Annotated in this window: 14 protein-coding genes; 5 read left to right on the forward strand and 9 right to left on the reverse strand. The window is 73.1% G+C overall.

What is annotated here, in order from left to right; all coding sequences use genetic code 11:
- Nucleotides 1–114: 114 nt before the first annotated feature.
- Nucleotides 115–558, reverse strand: coding sequence for a hypothetical protein (locus ACZ5WK_RS12325; protein WP_465547291.1), 444 nt, complete (start codon nucleotides 556–558; stop codon nucleotides 115–117).
- A 14-nt stretch (nucleotides 559–572) separates the two neighbouring features.
- Here ACZ5WK_RS12325 and ACZ5WK_RS12330 point away from each other — a divergent pair, with 14 nt between their 5' ends.
- Nucleotides 573–1,715: a delta-60 repeat domain-containing protein gene (locus tag ACZ5WK_RS12330; RefSeq protein ID WP_465547292.1), complete on the forward strand. Its 1,143-nt coding sequence runs from the start codon at nucleotides 573–575 to the stop codon at nucleotides 1,713–1,715.
- A 304-nt stretch (nucleotides 1,716–2,019) separates the two neighbouring features.
- The gene (locus ACZ5WK_RS12335) at nucleotides 2,020–3,213 is read left to right on the forward strand and encodes a DNA topoisomerase subunit B (protein WP_465547293.1); all 1,194 of its coding nucleotides are present in this window, start codon (nucleotides 2,020–2,022) and stop codon (nucleotides 3,211–3,213) included.
- A 161-nt stretch (nucleotides 3,214–3,374) separates the two neighbouring features.
- On the opposite strand, the gene ACZ5WK_RS12340 is transcribed toward ACZ5WK_RS12335, so the two are convergent.
- Nucleotides 3,375–4,160 (reverse strand): TioE family transcriptional regulator, encoded by a 786-nt coding sequence (locus ACZ5WK_RS12340; protein ID WP_465547294.1) that lies wholly within the window; start codon nucleotides 4,158–4,160, stop codon nucleotides 3,375–3,377.
- 58 nt (nucleotides 4,161–4,218) lie between these two features.
- Here ACZ5WK_RS12340 and ACZ5WK_RS12345 point away from each other — a divergent pair, with 58 nt between their 5' ends.
- Nucleotides 4,219–5,421 (forward strand): erythromycin esterase family protein, encoded by a 1,203-nt coding sequence (locus ACZ5WK_RS12345; RefSeq protein ID WP_465547295.1) that lies wholly within the window; start codon nucleotides 4,219–4,221, stop codon nucleotides 5,419–5,421.
- A 120-nt stretch (nucleotides 5,422–5,541) separates the two neighbouring features.
- On the opposite strand, the gene ACZ5WK_RS12350 is transcribed toward ACZ5WK_RS12345, so the two are convergent.
- From ACZ5WK_RS12350 to ACZ5WK_RS12370, 5 genes are all read right to left on the reverse strand, one after another.
- Nucleotides 5,542–6,135 carry a hypothetical protein gene (locus ACZ5WK_RS12350; protein ID WP_465547296.1) on the reverse strand — a complete coding sequence of 198 codons (594 nt, stop codon included), beginning with the start codon at nucleotides 6,133–6,135 and terminating at the stop codon, nucleotides 5,542–5,544.
- Nucleotides 6,132–7,448 (reverse strand): hypothetical protein, encoded by a 1,317-nt coding sequence (locus tag ACZ5WK_RS12355; RefSeq protein WP_465547297.1) that lies wholly within the window; start codon nucleotides 7,446–7,448, stop codon nucleotides 6,132–6,134. The genes ACZ5WK_RS12350 and ACZ5WK_RS12355 overlap by 4 nt, the downstream gene beginning before the upstream one ends.
- A gap of 67 nt (nucleotides 7,449–7,515) precedes the next feature.
- Nucleotides 7,516–8,328 (reverse strand): ATP-binding cassette domain-containing protein, encoded by an 813-nt coding sequence (locus ACZ5WK_RS12360; protein WP_465547298.1) that lies wholly within the window; start codon nucleotides 8,326–8,328, stop codon nucleotides 7,516–7,518.
- Nucleotides 8,329–8,485: 157 nt separating this feature from the next.
- Nucleotides 8,486–9,313, reverse strand: coding sequence for a zf-HC2 domain-containing protein (locus tag ACZ5WK_RS12365; protein ID WP_465547299.1), 828 nt, complete (start codon nucleotides 9,311–9,313; stop codon nucleotides 8,486–8,488).
- Nucleotides 9,310–9,918, reverse strand: coding sequence for an RNA polymerase sigma factor (locus tag ACZ5WK_RS12370; protein ID WP_465547404.1), 609 nt, complete (start codon nucleotides 9,916–9,918; stop codon nucleotides 9,310–9,312). Before ACZ5WK_RS12370 ends, ACZ5WK_RS12365 begins: the two co-directional genes overlap by 4 nt.
- Before the next feature lie 212 nt (nucleotides 9,919–10,130).
- On the opposite strand from ACZ5WK_RS12370, the gene ACZ5WK_RS12375 reads away from it, so the two are divergent.
- The gene (locus ACZ5WK_RS12375) at nucleotides 10,131–10,295 is read left to right on the forward strand and encodes a hypothetical protein (RefSeq protein ID WP_465547300.1); all 165 of its coding nucleotides are present in this window, start codon (nucleotides 10,131–10,133) and stop codon (nucleotides 10,293–10,295) included.
- Between the two features lie 122 nt (nucleotides 10,296–10,417).
- Here ACZ5WK_RS12375 and ACZ5WK_RS12380 read toward each other — a convergent pair whose 3' ends face one another.
- Nucleotides 10,418–11,140 carry an SDR family NAD(P)-dependent oxidoreductase gene (locus tag ACZ5WK_RS12380; protein WP_465547301.1) on the reverse strand — a complete coding sequence of 241 codons (723 nt, stop codon included), beginning with the start codon at nucleotides 11,138–11,140 and terminating at the stop codon, nucleotides 10,418–10,420.
- Between the two features lie 68 nt (nucleotides 11,141–11,208).
- On the opposite strand from ACZ5WK_RS12380, the gene ACZ5WK_RS12385 reads away from it, so the two are divergent.
- The gene (locus tag ACZ5WK_RS12385; RefSeq protein WP_465547302.1) at nucleotides 11,209–12,108 is read left to right on the forward strand and encodes a LysR family transcriptional regulator; all 900 of its coding nucleotides are present in this window, start codon (nucleotides 11,209–11,211) and stop codon (nucleotides 12,106–12,108) included.
- A gap of 53 nt (nucleotides 12,109–12,161) precedes the next feature.
- Here ACZ5WK_RS12385 and ACZ5WK_RS12390 read toward each other — a convergent pair whose 3' ends face one another.
- Complete coding sequence (locus ACZ5WK_RS12390) at nucleotides 12,162–13,388, reverse strand: enoyl-[acyl-carrier-protein] reductase FabV (RefSeq protein ID WP_465547303.1); 1,227 nt, start codon at nucleotides 13,386–13,388, stop codon at nucleotides 12,162–12,164.
- Nucleotides 13,389–13,648: the final 260 nt, after the last annotated feature.

Below are 13,648 nucleotides of genomic sequence, written 5' to 3' on the forward strand. Positions count from 1 at the left end.
GACGTGGTGCAAAAAAAACCGACTCGTGGGGGGGGGTGGGTGGGGGTTTCCCGCAGGGGGGGGGGGGGGGGGAGCCCCCCTTCCCGGGGGGGCCCCCCCCCTCCACACTCCGCGTCAGTTGAACTTCTTGAAGGACGCGTTCTCGTTCTTCGTCTTGACGAGGTTCCTGCCGGTGCAGGCGGGGATCTCGTCGTAGACACCGGCCCAGTTGCTCTCGAAGTAGGAGCGGACCCACCCGCTGCAGTTCCCCGGACGCTGGTACGCGGCGGACGCGGCGTGGTTCTTCACCCGAAGGCCGGAGCCTGCACCGCTTCCGAGGACGAAGTACGCCGTGTCCCCGGGTGCGTTGTCGATGTTGGAGTAGCCGTCGAAGTAGCTCATGTCCCAGCCCCGCACGGCACCGTTCTGACCGCTGTTGTAGAAGTAGCAGAATGCCTGGGTCGCCGGCGCCACGACCAGGCAGCGCGACGAGGGGGGATCGGCGTGTGCCGCCGGAGCGAGAGCAACGAACGATGTCGCCGCGGCGGAGAGGGCGACTACAGCCGCACGTACGCGCATGTGGTGCCTTTCTGATGGGGGTTCGGTGCCGGGCCCGGGAGTCCGGCGGGTTCCCTCACGGGGCCCGACAACCGAAGAACCGGCGGAGGTCCCACCGTGCGACAGTCTTGATTGTCCATCAACAAAGAACCGGCCGAGGACCAGGTGAGCGGCGGACAACCCGGATTGGCCGCGGACAGAGCAGGGGCACGGGGCGGACACTGCCGGCCCCGCAGGGGCAGCCGAAGCGAGCGGCTGAGCAGGCCGGCTGCGCTCCCCCCGGCCGGTCCCGTTCGACGTGCTCGTCCCCGGGCGATCCGCGGCGCGCCGGCGCGCTCGCGCCGCGGCGGGCCGGCGGTCGCCCTGCCGGCGCAGACGGACCGGCCAGGCAATTGTCCGGGGCCCGGACCGCCCGCGACGGACAATCCCGCCGGCCGTGGCAGGGGCCGTCCCGATCGCCCCCTGAGACAGACCGGCCGAGGCATCCCGCACGTCGCGGCGCCCGCCTGCCACACCGGGCCGGCCAGGAGCCCCGAGGCGTCCCGCTCCCACCCGCCGTCCGCGGCGCCTTCCGGGACATCACCGTGCCGCTGCGGCGGATCTCGCGCTACCTGCCGGACGGCACCCTCGACGCCTCGTTCGGCACCGGCGGAACCCTGCCGGGCATCGTCGTCACCCCGGTCGCGGCCGGCGACGCCCTCGACCTCGCGGAAGCCGTCGCACTCGACCGGCACGGCAGGATCGTGGCCGGCGGATCGGCCGACACCGGTGGCCCGTTCGACCTCGCGCTCGCCCGCTACACCCCGGACGGCTCCCTGGACACCACCTTCGGCGCCGGCGGCACGGTGCTGACCGACGTCGGGCCCGGCACCACCGACGACGACCTCGAAGGCCTGGTCATCCAGCCCGACGGACGGATCCTCGTCGGCGGCAGCGCCGCCGCCACCGAGTTCCTCGTCGACAGCAACTTCCTGGTCGGCCGTTACCTGGAGAACGGCACACCCGACCCCGGGTTCGGCACCGACGGCTTCACCCTCACCCCGACCGGCACCGCCGACGGCGACAACGAGATCTACGACATCGCCCTGGCCGGTCACGACGGGCTGATCGCCGCCGGCGAGTGCGACCGCACCACCACCGGCCGCGACGTCTGCGTGGCCCGCTACCGACTCGACTGACACCACCCCGGAATGCCGAAACAGCCGGCGGTCGAGGACTCCCGGCCCCGGCGCGAGGGGTGTCGCGGGCCGACGCGAAAACCGACGGAATCGGGGACCTCGGGGCCGCCGGGAACGGTGTCGTACGCGGCTTCGCCGGGCCCGCGGCCGCGATCCGGCGGCAGTTCGCGACCCCGGGGCCGACTGCCTGCGGACAGGCGCGCACACGGCCGTCCACGCCCTCGGAAAACCTGTCCTGACCTGGTGTTTTCCCGGGATTCGCCTAAGCTGGGGGGCTCTGCCGGACACCTTCGGAGGGGACATCGTGAGCAAGGAAGTCACCGGGTACGACGCCAGCCGGATCCAGGTGTTGGAGGGGAGGGAAGCGGTTCGGAAGCGGCCCGGGATGTACATCGGCTCCACCAGTGAACGTGGCCTGCAGAACCTGGTGTTCGAGGTCACCGGCCGGGCGGTGAACGACGTCCTGGCAGGCCGCGCCGGCCGCGTCGACACCACCCTCACACCCGACGGCGGTGTGCGCGTCAGCGATGACGGACCGGGCATCCCCGTCGAGGACTCCGCGGACGCCGGGGACGCCCGGGACGCCCGGGGCTCCGGCGGCCCCGGCCTCGAAACCCTGCTGACCCGCATGCCCACCGGAACGGCACCCGGCGGCCGCCACGACGTGACGCTCGGCTACTACGGCATGGCCCCCTTCGTCGCCAACGTCCTGTCGAGCCGTCTGACGGCCGAGGTGCGCCGCGAAGGAGTGCGCTGGGTCCAGGAGTACGCGCGCGGTGTCGCGCTCACCCCGCTCGCGCAGGCAGGGCCGGCGACCCGAAGCGGGACCACCCTCGCCTTCTGGCCCGACCCCGACATCTTCGGAACGGTGCAGTGCTCGTTCGACGGCCTGGCGGAGCGCTACCGGGAACTGGCCTTCCTGAACCGGGGCCTGGACATCTCGCTGACCGACGGGCGCCGCCCGGCCGGGTCCCGCTCGGTGCGGTTCCGGTTCTCGGGCGGGGTGCGGGACTTCGTCGCCTTCCTCGACGAGCAGGCGGAGGGGCCCGTTCACCCGGACATCCTCGGCTTCGAGCGGGAGGAGCCGCGGATGGCCGGGACGATGGAGGTTGCCCTGCGGTGGTGCGGCTCCCGACAGGAACGGGTCCACAGCTTCGCCAACTGCTGGCCCACCCCCGCCGGGGGCACCCACACGATGGGCTTGCGCGACGGACTGGCGGCCGCAGTCAACGCCTACGCGCGGGAGCGGCGCCTGCTGACGCCGGCGGACCCCGATCTCAGCACCGACCGGATCGGCGAGGGCCTGACCGCGGTCGTGTCGGTGAAGCTGGACCATCCCGAGTTCGAGGGCGCCATGCGTGACCGGCTGGGCAACACCGCTGTGCGTGCCTGCGTCGGACAGACCGTCCAAGAACACCTCGGCCAGTGGCTGGAGGGGCACCCGGAGGAGGCCGCGGCCGTCATCGGCCGGATCACCCAGGGCGCCCGCCGGGACTGACCGGCAACAGACTGCCCTGCCGGTTCCGGCAACGGAGCCGGCAGGGCAGTCTGCCCCGTACGGGCCGGATCGGCACCCTCGGCCCGGTCCTCAACGCCCTCGGCCTGGCCCTCGACGCCCTCGCACTCCTCGACGCCGGTCTTCGGCCGGCGACCGGTGTCTCATCCGCGCTCGCGGAGGTACGCCTCCAGCTCCGCGGCCCCGGTCAGCATCGCCCGCCCGCGGGCGGACAGCCGGCCGTGCCAGTCGGACAGTGCGGCCTCCAGCGGTTCCAGCCCGCCGGCCGCCCGCACCTGGGCGATCAGCGGGGCGATCTGTTCCAGCAGGTAGCCGCCCCGCCTCAGCTGGTGAGCCAGCCGGGCGTCCCGTACGTCGGCCTCGTCGTAGACGCGGTAGCCGGTCTGCGGGTCACGGCGCGGGCGCACCAGCCCGGCGTTCTCCCATGTGCGCAGCGTCGCGGGCCGGACGCCGAGCTTCCCAGCCAGCGGGCCGATGAACGTGCCTCCGGGCCCGGACACCGCGATGGGCCCGGACAGCCTGACCGGCCCGGGCCCCGCACCGGTCTCGGGCGCCGCACCGGTCTCGGGCGCCGTGGTGGGTTTCAGGTCGCGGAGGGCGCTCTCCACGGCCTGGAGGGTCCGCCGGTCGTCGAGGAGCTGGGCGTGACTCTCGTCGATGAGGCGCAACGCCCCGTCGACCGCGCCCTGGTTGACGGCCCGCATGATCGACGTCGCCGTCTGGTGGCCGTGGCCGGGCACCAGGGCGAGAAACGCACGCAGGGCTCCCGCGTGCAGCGAGGTGTAGGTGCGGTAGCCGTGGGGTGTGCGGTCGGCGGCCGGAAGGATGCCGGCCGCCTCGTAGTTCCTGACCGCCTGCGTGGACAGGCCGTGCCCGCGCGCCAGATCAACCGGCCTCAGTCGCCCACCCGTTTGAAGGTTTCTCCCCATGGGAGCGACGATATCGCGGCAAAGTCTCAATCGAGGGTTCAACGATAGCGTTGAAGGCATGGCTACTGACATCAAGGACGTCACCCATGCCGTCGACGCCGCCTCCGTCATGAGGCTGCTCCCGGCCCGGCCCCGGCTGCTCGCCCTGGGCGAGCCCACCCACGGCGAGGACGCGCTGCTCGACCTGCGCAACGAGCTCTTCCGGCAGCTCGTCGAGCAGGAGGGCTACCGGACGATCGCGATCGAGAGCGACTGCATGATGGGCCTGGTCGTGGACGACCACGTCACATCGGGCACGGGCACCCTCGACGAGGTCATGGCGCACGGATTCAGCCACGAGTGGGGTGCTTCCGCGGCCAACCGCGAACTCGTGCGCTGGGCACGGGCGTACAACGAAGGCCGGCCCGCGTCCGAACGGCTCCGCTTCGCCGGCGTCGACGGCCCCCTGGAGATCACCGGCGCCGCGAGCCCCCGGCAGGCCCTCACCGCCCTCCACGGCTACCTCGCGGCCCGGGTGGACGCGAAGCTGCTCCCCTGCACCGCGACAACACTCGACCGCCTGCTCGGCGCCGACGACCGCTGGACCGACCCCGCCGCGATGACGGACCCGGCCCGGTCCGTGGGGCAGTCGGCCGAGGCCGGTCGACTGCGGCTGCTCGCCGACGATCTGGTGGCGCTGCTCGACACGCAGACGCCGCACCTGGTCACGGCGGACTCGCCGGACGCGTGGGACCGGGCCCGCCTGTACGGGCGCACCGCCACCGGTCTGCTGCGCTACCACCACTGGATGGCCGACACCTCACCGGCCCGCATGACCAGGCTGGTGGGCCTGCGGGACCAGATGATGGCCCACAACCTCCTCGCCCTCGCCGACCGTGGCCCGACACTCGTCCACGCCCACAACTCCCACCTCCAGCGGGAGAAGAGCTCGGTGCGGATGGGCGGGGTCCGTCTGGAGTGGTGGAGCGCCGGCGCGCTGGTGAACGCCCGGCTCGGCCAGGAGTACGCCTTCGTGGCCACGGCCCTGGGCACGATCCGCCACCGGGGAGTGGACACCCCGCCGCCGGAGACGGTCGAGGGACTCCTGTACGCACTCCCGCAGGACCGCTGCGTCGTCGACGCCCCGCGGCTGGCCGCCGCCCTCGGCGACACGCGGCCCGCGCCCCGCGTCTCCCCCTGGTTCGGCTACGCCCCGCTCGACCCGGCCCACCTCGCGAGCATTGACGGCATGGTGTTCGCCAAGGACATCGCCCAGAGCTAGCACCTCCAGCGGTCCGAGGCCGATGGCCGTCCGGATGCCGGTGGACGCCGCCCACCCGGTGTCAGCCGCCGGCACCGCGACGGCCGCCGTTGCCGCGGCCGGCGGGCGGGCGTGGCCGGCTCAGCGGCGGCTTCCGCGCTGGATGTAGGCGGCGGCACCTACAACGGTCAGGCAGGCGGCCGTCGTGGTGGAGGTGACGGTGCGGGGTTCCTGGACCATCCAGGTCAGTACCTGTCCGTCGAGGGTGATCCGAGGCCCCAGCGCCAGCATGAGCAGGGCCCAGCCGATGGAGGGGACCCAGGCCGCGTGGGCCCCGAGCGCCACCGCGGTGAGGGCGGTCAACGCGGTGAGCGCCAGGACGGCCTCCACGAGGTTGCCCCAGGGCACGGCGCGCGCCGGTTGACCGGCGATCAGGTGGACGGCGGCGAGCAGACCGAGGAGGACCGCGCCGAGCAGCGTCAGATGGACGGCGCGGATCAGCCGCCAGGGGACGGGTGTGCCGCGTTCCAGTTCCTCGTCCGGGCCGGCGAGAGTACGCGCGGTGGCGGCGACGCCCAGCACGACGGCGATCAGGCCGACCATGCGAGACGTCGTCGGGTCGTCCGTCAGGTACCCGGCCCAGGTGAGCCCGGCCGCGGCGAGATAGGCCAGTACGGTCGCCGGGATCCCCCGGCTGCGCAGGTGCAGCACGATGCCGCGAAGATCCCCGGTCATCGGCCCGCTCCCTGTCCCATGACGACGGCCAGCGCGTCCCCGCAGGTCAGTCCGGCCCTCCTGCCGTCCCCGATCCGCTGACGGCGCTCCTCGGCAGGCAGCGCGCGCAGCGTTTCGTACGCCGTGCGGGCCGCGGGGCTCAGCTTGTCGGTGGGGGTGTCGAGAAGCAGCGCGGTGATCGCACCGGAGGCGTCGCTCGCGCGGGTCCGTTCCTGGTCCCCGGCATAGCAGCCGATGTCGACCGTGGCGTTGTGGACCAGCAGGGTGAGGACTGTGGCCGGGTCCCACCGGATGCCGCCCTCCTGGGTCCGGTACGGGAGCTGGAGGCGGACCGTGTCGAGATCCGCGGCGGCCGCCGTCCTGCCGTCGTCGAGCATCCAGCTCACCGGGTCCTCCTGCACCCTCGTCGGGCCGCCCGGCACGTCGGCGAAGGCGTCGAGCACCTTCTGGGCGGGAGCCATGAGATCGGGCAGCGTGTTGCTGTGCACCTTGGTGACGCAGATCCGGCCGTCGTGCGGTGCACAGACCAGGGCGGTGGCCTGCGGGGCGGGGACGATCGCGCCCGATGGCGCCACCAGCGTCCCGAGGACCACGCCGGCCACGGCCGGCGTCAGGGCCAGCGCCCGGGCTCGCGTGTTGACCGCGGCGGCCAGCAGCACGCCGGTGGCGCCGAGGGAGGCGAACCAGATGCCCTGGGCCGCGGACAACGAGGGCAGCAGCCGGTGGAAGTCGTCCGTCACCGGCAGCATCGGGAGCACGGTGTCCACCAGACGGTTGGCCGGCCGGCCGTCCCGTGCCTGGCTCACCGTCAGGATCAGGAACAGCACCACCGCGCCCAGCGGCGCCGCGACCGGCGCCGGCACCGCACGTCCGATGCCCAGCCCGAGCAGGGCGACGGCGGCGACGGCGACAAGTCCCACCGCCAGGCCCAGCGGCCACGCACCGTCGCTGAAGGTCGCGTGCCCGCTGACCACGACCGCTGCCCATCCGACCACCGCCGCCACGGCGAGCACCGCCGTACCGACGATGACCAGGAAGGCGGGCAGCAACCGGACCGAGCGCGGCCGTGGCGTGGCGGCGAACAGCTCGGAGACCTCTCCGCGCTGCTCACGCCCGCCGTGCCAGATCGCGGCGGCCAGCACCACCGGCAGCCCGATCCAGGCGGTCCCCCGCATCGAGTAGACCAAAGGGGTCCAGCTGGCCGCCCATTGCTGGACGTCCATCCAGAGGAAGACCCGGGTCAGGGCGGCCAGCACCAGGAACAACGCCAGGGCGACCGAGCGCTTCGCCTCCAGGCGCACCATTCGGAACATCGCAGTCTCCAGTAGTCGGGTGGATCAGGACGTGCAGGGGGGTCGGAAGGGGATCGGGCCGCGCCGCCTATCCCCGGGCGCCGACCTTGCCCTCGCGGTGCCGGCGCAGGAGGGCGGAGTAGCCGCGCTCGAAGTCGCTGTCGCCCGGGTCGGCGTCGGTGCCCGCGGCACGGAGGTGGTCGATGTGACCCGCGAAGACCGTGCTGCCCTCGTCCATCAGCACGACGCCGGCGCAGGCGGCGCCGACGTCCTCGACGAGGTGGGTGGAGACCAGGACGCAGGACTGGGCGCCGATGTCGCGCAGCAGGGCGCGGAACTCCATGCGCTGGGCGGGGTCCAGGCCCACGGTGGGCTCGTCGAGCAGCAGGATGTCGGGGTCGTTGACGATCGCCTGGGCGATGCCGGCCCGGCGCAGCATGCCGCCGGAGAGCGAGCCCATGCGGTCATCGGCCCGGCCGGTCAGGTCGACCCGGTCGATGGCGTGCTGCACCGCGTCGGCGGCCCTGCGGCGGGGCACCTCCTTGAGCCAGGCCATGTACTCGACGAACTCGCGCACCGTGAAGCGCCGGTAGTGCCCGAAAGCCTGCGGCAGGTAGCCCAGTCGGCGGCGGAGTTCGCGCAGTTCGCCACGGCTGCGACGGGCGCTGCCCAGGAGTTCCAGGTCGCCGCTGTGCGGGTGGAGAACGGTGGCGAGCGTCCGGATCAGGGTGGTCTTGCCCGCCCCGTTGGGACCGAGCAGGCCGTGCACACCGGTGCCCAGGCTCAGGTCGATCCCGTCGACCGCGGCGCGGCGGCCCCGCCGCACGGTCAGCCCGTGGGCCTGGATGTGGTGGGCGTAACCGGTGGGGGCCAGCTCGCTCGCGGTACCGATTCCGGGCATGGCGTATCTCCTCGCTGTGCGGGTGAAGGACGGATGTGAGTGAAGGACGGTATGAGTGACGGGCGGCGTCGGTGACGGGCGGCGCGGCTGAAGGAGTGCGCGCTGTTCAGCGGCGCGCAGCACTCAGCGGCGCGCGGTGCTCAGCGGCGCGCGCGGTTCAGCGGTGGCGCGCGCGGGCCTCGCGGGGGTGCAGATAGGCCGTGCGGCACAGGACGACGGCGACGCCCAGGACCGCGGTCGCCGCGGCCCATCCCGGGGCCGTGGACTCCTGCAGGTAGGACGGAACGGTTCCGCCCTCGACGGCGGGGACGACCACGAACAGGGCCCAGACGGCGCCCAGCGCGGTGGCGGCGCGCTGGATGCCCAGCACGCTCCCCAGCGCCAGGCTTGCGCAGGTCAGCGCGAGGGCCGGCAGGAGGACCAGCGCGGATGCGGTGCCGGTGAGCCAGCCGGCGGCTGCCAGCGCCGGGATCACGAGGGTCAGCACGGCCAGGGTGCGCCGCAGGACGAGGCCGAGCCCTGCCCTGGGGGTCGTGGCGATCAGCTCGTGGACCGGGTCGGAGTGCGGGCCCCAGCTCACGGCCACTCCCAGCAGCGGCATCGCCGGGGCCAGCAGCTGGAGGGTCGGGGAGTTCCGCGCGACGGCCGATGACAGGACGAGGGCGCCGAGAACGACGAGGACGACAGCCGCGGCCCACGGTCCGAGCGCCGGGGCCGCCCACCGGGCCAGTCCGCGCCGTACCCGTCGCCACCGTCGGCGGCGAACCGGCGCCAGCGTCGCCGACAGGCGCCCGTGCACCTGCTCCATCAGCGCGGTGTCGCCCGGGCAGTGGGCGAGGGAGACCTCCCTCAATTCGGCCTGGCAGGCGGCGCACCGCTCCAGATGCGCCTCCAGGGTCCACAGCGCCCCGACGCTCGGACCGGCCTGGGCACCGGCGTCCAGCACGTAGCTCACCAGCAGTTCACGGGGGACGTGCAGAGTCATGACAGTGCCTTTCGCATGTCGAGGCGGGCACGGCGGGCGCGGGTCTTGACGGTGCCCTCGGGAATCCGCAGCAGCTCGGAGGTCTCACGGACCGTCAGTCCGTCGAGCACCATCGCGGTCAGGACCTGGTGCAGCTCGGGGGCCAGCCGGTCCAGTGCCGCGCCCAGGTCGCCCCCGATGGCGGCATCCATCACGACGTGCTCGGCCGAAGGCGCCAGGCCCGGGGCGACGGACGCCGGCGGGAGGGCGCTGTGCCGGCCGCGCACCCGGAAGGCGTCCACCAGCCGACGGGCGGCGATCGTCCACAGCCAGCCGCCGGCCTCCTCACCGCGCATGCTGTCGGCGAAGGACCCTGCGGCCCGCCACACCGCCATGTACGTCTCCTGCAGGACCTCGGCGACGATCTCGTCGTCCGCGCAGCGCCGACGCAGCCGCGCCGTCAGCCACGGGGCGCTGCGCCGGTACAACTCGTCGAAGGCCGCGGTGTCTCCCCGGGAGATCCGCCGGACCAGCTGCGCCTCGGTCAACGAGGCCGGTGAACGTTTCACATCCTGGTCTGACGGGGCACAGAGGCTCCGGGTTTTCCCCGGCGCCGTGATCCACATCACACTCACGACTGGATGGCCGACACCTCACCGGCCCCCCTGACCAGGCTCGTCGGGATCCCCCCGGGCAGGTACAGAATCGACGGGGCGCCGCTCAAGGTGAGCACCCCCGTGCACGTCCGAGGGGCAGGAGGCATGGTGGCTCGGCCGTCGCGCGTGGCGGAGACAGTCTGAACACGGCGGCGCTGACGCTGACGCTCTTCTTCGTCGACGTGTCCGGGCATTCCTGGAATTCCGGCGAGGACATCACCCTCAAGGGGGCCCACGACTTCTCCACCGACGAGGAAGTCGGAAGCGTGAGCGCCGCCTCGCGCGGATACGCCGATCTCGTCGGGGCGCGGTTCAGGCGGATCGGTGACTCGCTCACTGTGCAGTGAGAGGGACAGGGGCCGGGCAGCGTCGGCGCGACGCCACGCGTGAAGGGCGGAGCCCGCCACCGCGGCAGCGGGCGCCGGGCAGGGCGCAGAGGTCCGCCACCCGGCTGCCGCGGTCGCTGCGGCTACCAGGGCACCACCTGGCCCTGGTGGTCGACGAAGTGGAGACCGGGCTTCCCGCGGTGGTTCTCGATCGTCTCCGCCACTCCGGGGACGCTCTCCTCCACGCTGAGATCGGCGTCGGGCCCGCCGAGTTCGGTGCGCACCCAGCCCGGGTCCATGAGCAACAGCGTCCGTGCGCCCTCGGCGTTGCGGGCCGCGTAACTGCGCATCAGCTGGTTCAGTGCGGACTTGCTGGCCCGGTACAGGTCCTGTCCGCCGTCGGTGTTCAGGGTGATGCTGCCCTGGTCGGAGGACATGACGCCGATCGTGCCGGCCGGCGCGACCAGCGGGCCGAGGGTCTCCACGACCCGCATCGGGCTGAGCGCGTTGGTGATCATGACCTCGGTGAACATCCGCGTCGGCACCTCGCCGATCGGCAGGTCGCCGCGCGTGATGGCGGCGTTGACGAAGAGCAGATCGAGGGTGCGCCCCGCCAACCGGTCGCGCAGTGCCGAGATCTGCTCCGGCTCGGTCATCTCCAGCGACTCGATGGTCAGCCGCCCTTCGGCCGTGTCGAGCAGGTCGTGCAGGCCGGTGGGCCGGCTGCCGCGGACCGTGCCGATGACGTCCCAGCCGCGGCGGAGGTACTCGGCGGCGAGCCCGAGGCCCAGGGTCCGGGAGGCACCGATGACGAGGGCGGTCCCGCGGGTGCCCGCGCCGCCCGTCGGAGTGGTTGTGGCGATCATGGGCCCAGTCTCCGAGCGGTCCCGCCGGACGTCCAATACCCTTCCGGCCGCATTGATACCGTGCGGACATGGATCTGGACCTGCGCAAGCTCCGCTACTTCGTCGCGGTGGCCGAACACCGGCACTTCGGCCGCGCGGCACAGGCGTTGTTCATCGCACAGCCGGTCCTGAGCCGGCAGATCCGCGCGTTCGAGCAGGAGCTGGGGTGCCGGCTGCTCACCCGGACCACGCGCAGCGTCGAACTCACCTCCGCCGGGCAGCAGATGTACGACGAGGCGCGCAGGATCACCACGGTGGTGGACACGGCCCTGCGGCGCGTGCACGAGGCCGAGCGGGGCGAGCGGCGGCTGGTCATCGCCTTCTCGCCCGGCCTGCACGTGTCGGACGCGATCCGGGCGTTCACGGCGAGCCACCCCACGGTCGGGGTCGACGTCCTCCCGCTGCGCTGGTGGGAGCAGGACGCGCCGCTGCGCGACGGCCGCGCGCACCTCGGATTCCTGCGGCGGCCCTTCGACGACTCGGGGCTGCGCACCATCCCCATCGGCCACGAGAGCAAGGTCGCATGCCTGCCCGCGACACATCCGCTGGCCGGCCGTGACGCGCTCACCTCCGCCGACCTCGACGGCGAACCGGTCCTCGACGCCAGGACGCGGCGGACGTCCTCGCTGGAGGAGAAGTTCGAGCTCATCGCCTCCGGGCAGGGCATCGCGATGGTCCCCGTCAGCGTCGCGGGCTCCTACTCCCGCCCCGACCTCGTCCACCTGCCCGTCACCGACGCCCAGCCCGTCGAGACCTGCCTGGCGGTACCGGTGAACGGCTGCGCGGGCCCCGTACCGGACTTCCTGGAGATCGCCACCGCGACCCTGCGCCGGAACTCCGGCGTTCCGGGGAGCGACGGGGACCGGGCCTCGAACCCGGTGGCCGGCGAGGAGGGCGGCGTGGCCGCGGCCGTCCGACGGCGCCGGTGAATTGGGCCGGGTAACGGCCCGCTCCACCGGCGCCCTCGGACGGCCGCTTCCCGCTACACGCCCTCGGCGGGCCAGGGAACGGAGGTCTCCACCGGGGCCTCGTAGTCGACCTGCGGGACGTCCCAGCCGTACAGCTCGCGGAACTGGTCGTAGAACCAGGCCGGGCCGGCCGGGGTGTCGGCCAGCGAGGCGCCCGGGTCCTCCCACAGCTTGCGGACGCCGTCCTGGACGTCCTGGTCCATCTCCCAGTCGTCCAGGCGGATACGGCCCTGGGTGTCCAGGTTCAGCGGCCGGGAGCCGGCCAACTGCTCCCACAGGTCCACCGCCTGGTCGGCGGTGGTACGCCAGCCGCCGGCGCCCAGCACGTTGCGCAGCAGCGAGGTGTAGAGGGCGATGGAGGGGATGGCGGTGGAGGCCTGGGTGACGGCGGCGCCGGCGACCACGGTGAAGGCACGGCCGCGGTCGGCCAGGACGTCGGCGTTGAGCTCGTGCGCCGTCTTCTCCAGGTGTTCCTTCGCTGCGCCGATGGTGCCCCGCCGGTACACCGGAGCGGTGATCTCGGAGCCGACGTAGGAGAGTGCCACCGTGGTGAAGTCCTCGCCGAGCAGCCCGGCGCCGGCGAGGGCCCGGACCCACAGCTTCCAGTCCGTGCCGCCCATGACCTGAACGGTCGCGGCCTGCTCGTCCTCGTCGGCCGCTGCCAGGTCCACGGTGCCGATCGACGCGGTGCCGTCCTCGAACACCAGCGAGGGGGCGGTGTAGGCCTCGCCGATCGGCTTGATGACCGAGTGGTGGACCACCCCGGTGGCAGGGTCGGTGCGGCGCGGCGACGCCAGCGAGTAGACCAGGTAGTCCACCGGTCCGTACCGGTCGGCCAGCAGCTCCAGTACCCGGGCCCGGGTGGAGTCGGCGTAGGCGTCGGCGTTGACGAAGGTGAAGTCGCCGCCGGCCGCCTCGACCAGCCGGGCCGTGGCCGCGGTGCGGTACCAGCCGGCCGAGGCGGTACGCCGCTCGGTGCCGGCCGCCTCGAAGGCGACGCCGACGCCGCGGATGCCCTGACGGCGCAGGCCGGCCAGCAGGATGGACAGGCCGTACCCGGCACTCGCGCCCAGGACGAGGGCGACCGGCGCACGGTGGCCGGAGTCGGCCGGCTCACTGCTGCCGGGGGCGGCCGGCCCGATGCCGTCCCACAGCCGGTCGACCGTCGCCGCGCACCCGTCGGGGTGGGAGTTGACGATCAGGTAGCCGCGCTGTTTGGGGGTGATGACCTGCTTGCTCACTCGGTGGTGCCCTCTCGGGTGGGGTGGTCCTGCCGGGCGAGGAGCGTGCGAAGGCCTGCGGTGGTTTCCGTGCGGCCCACCTCACTCGTCCGGGACGGCCACGTTCGGAAGCGTCTCCCGGGTGACGACGAGCCGGTGAACGGCGTGGCTGTCGATCCCGGGATCCTGCTCCAGGTGTCCGTCATTCGGATCGTATCCACGGTGGTGGACACCGCTGGTGTCGGAGGGTCACGGACGATGCGGGGTCCGGTTGTAGGGGG

The organism is Kitasatospora sp. NPDC032757 (assembly GCF_055579305.1).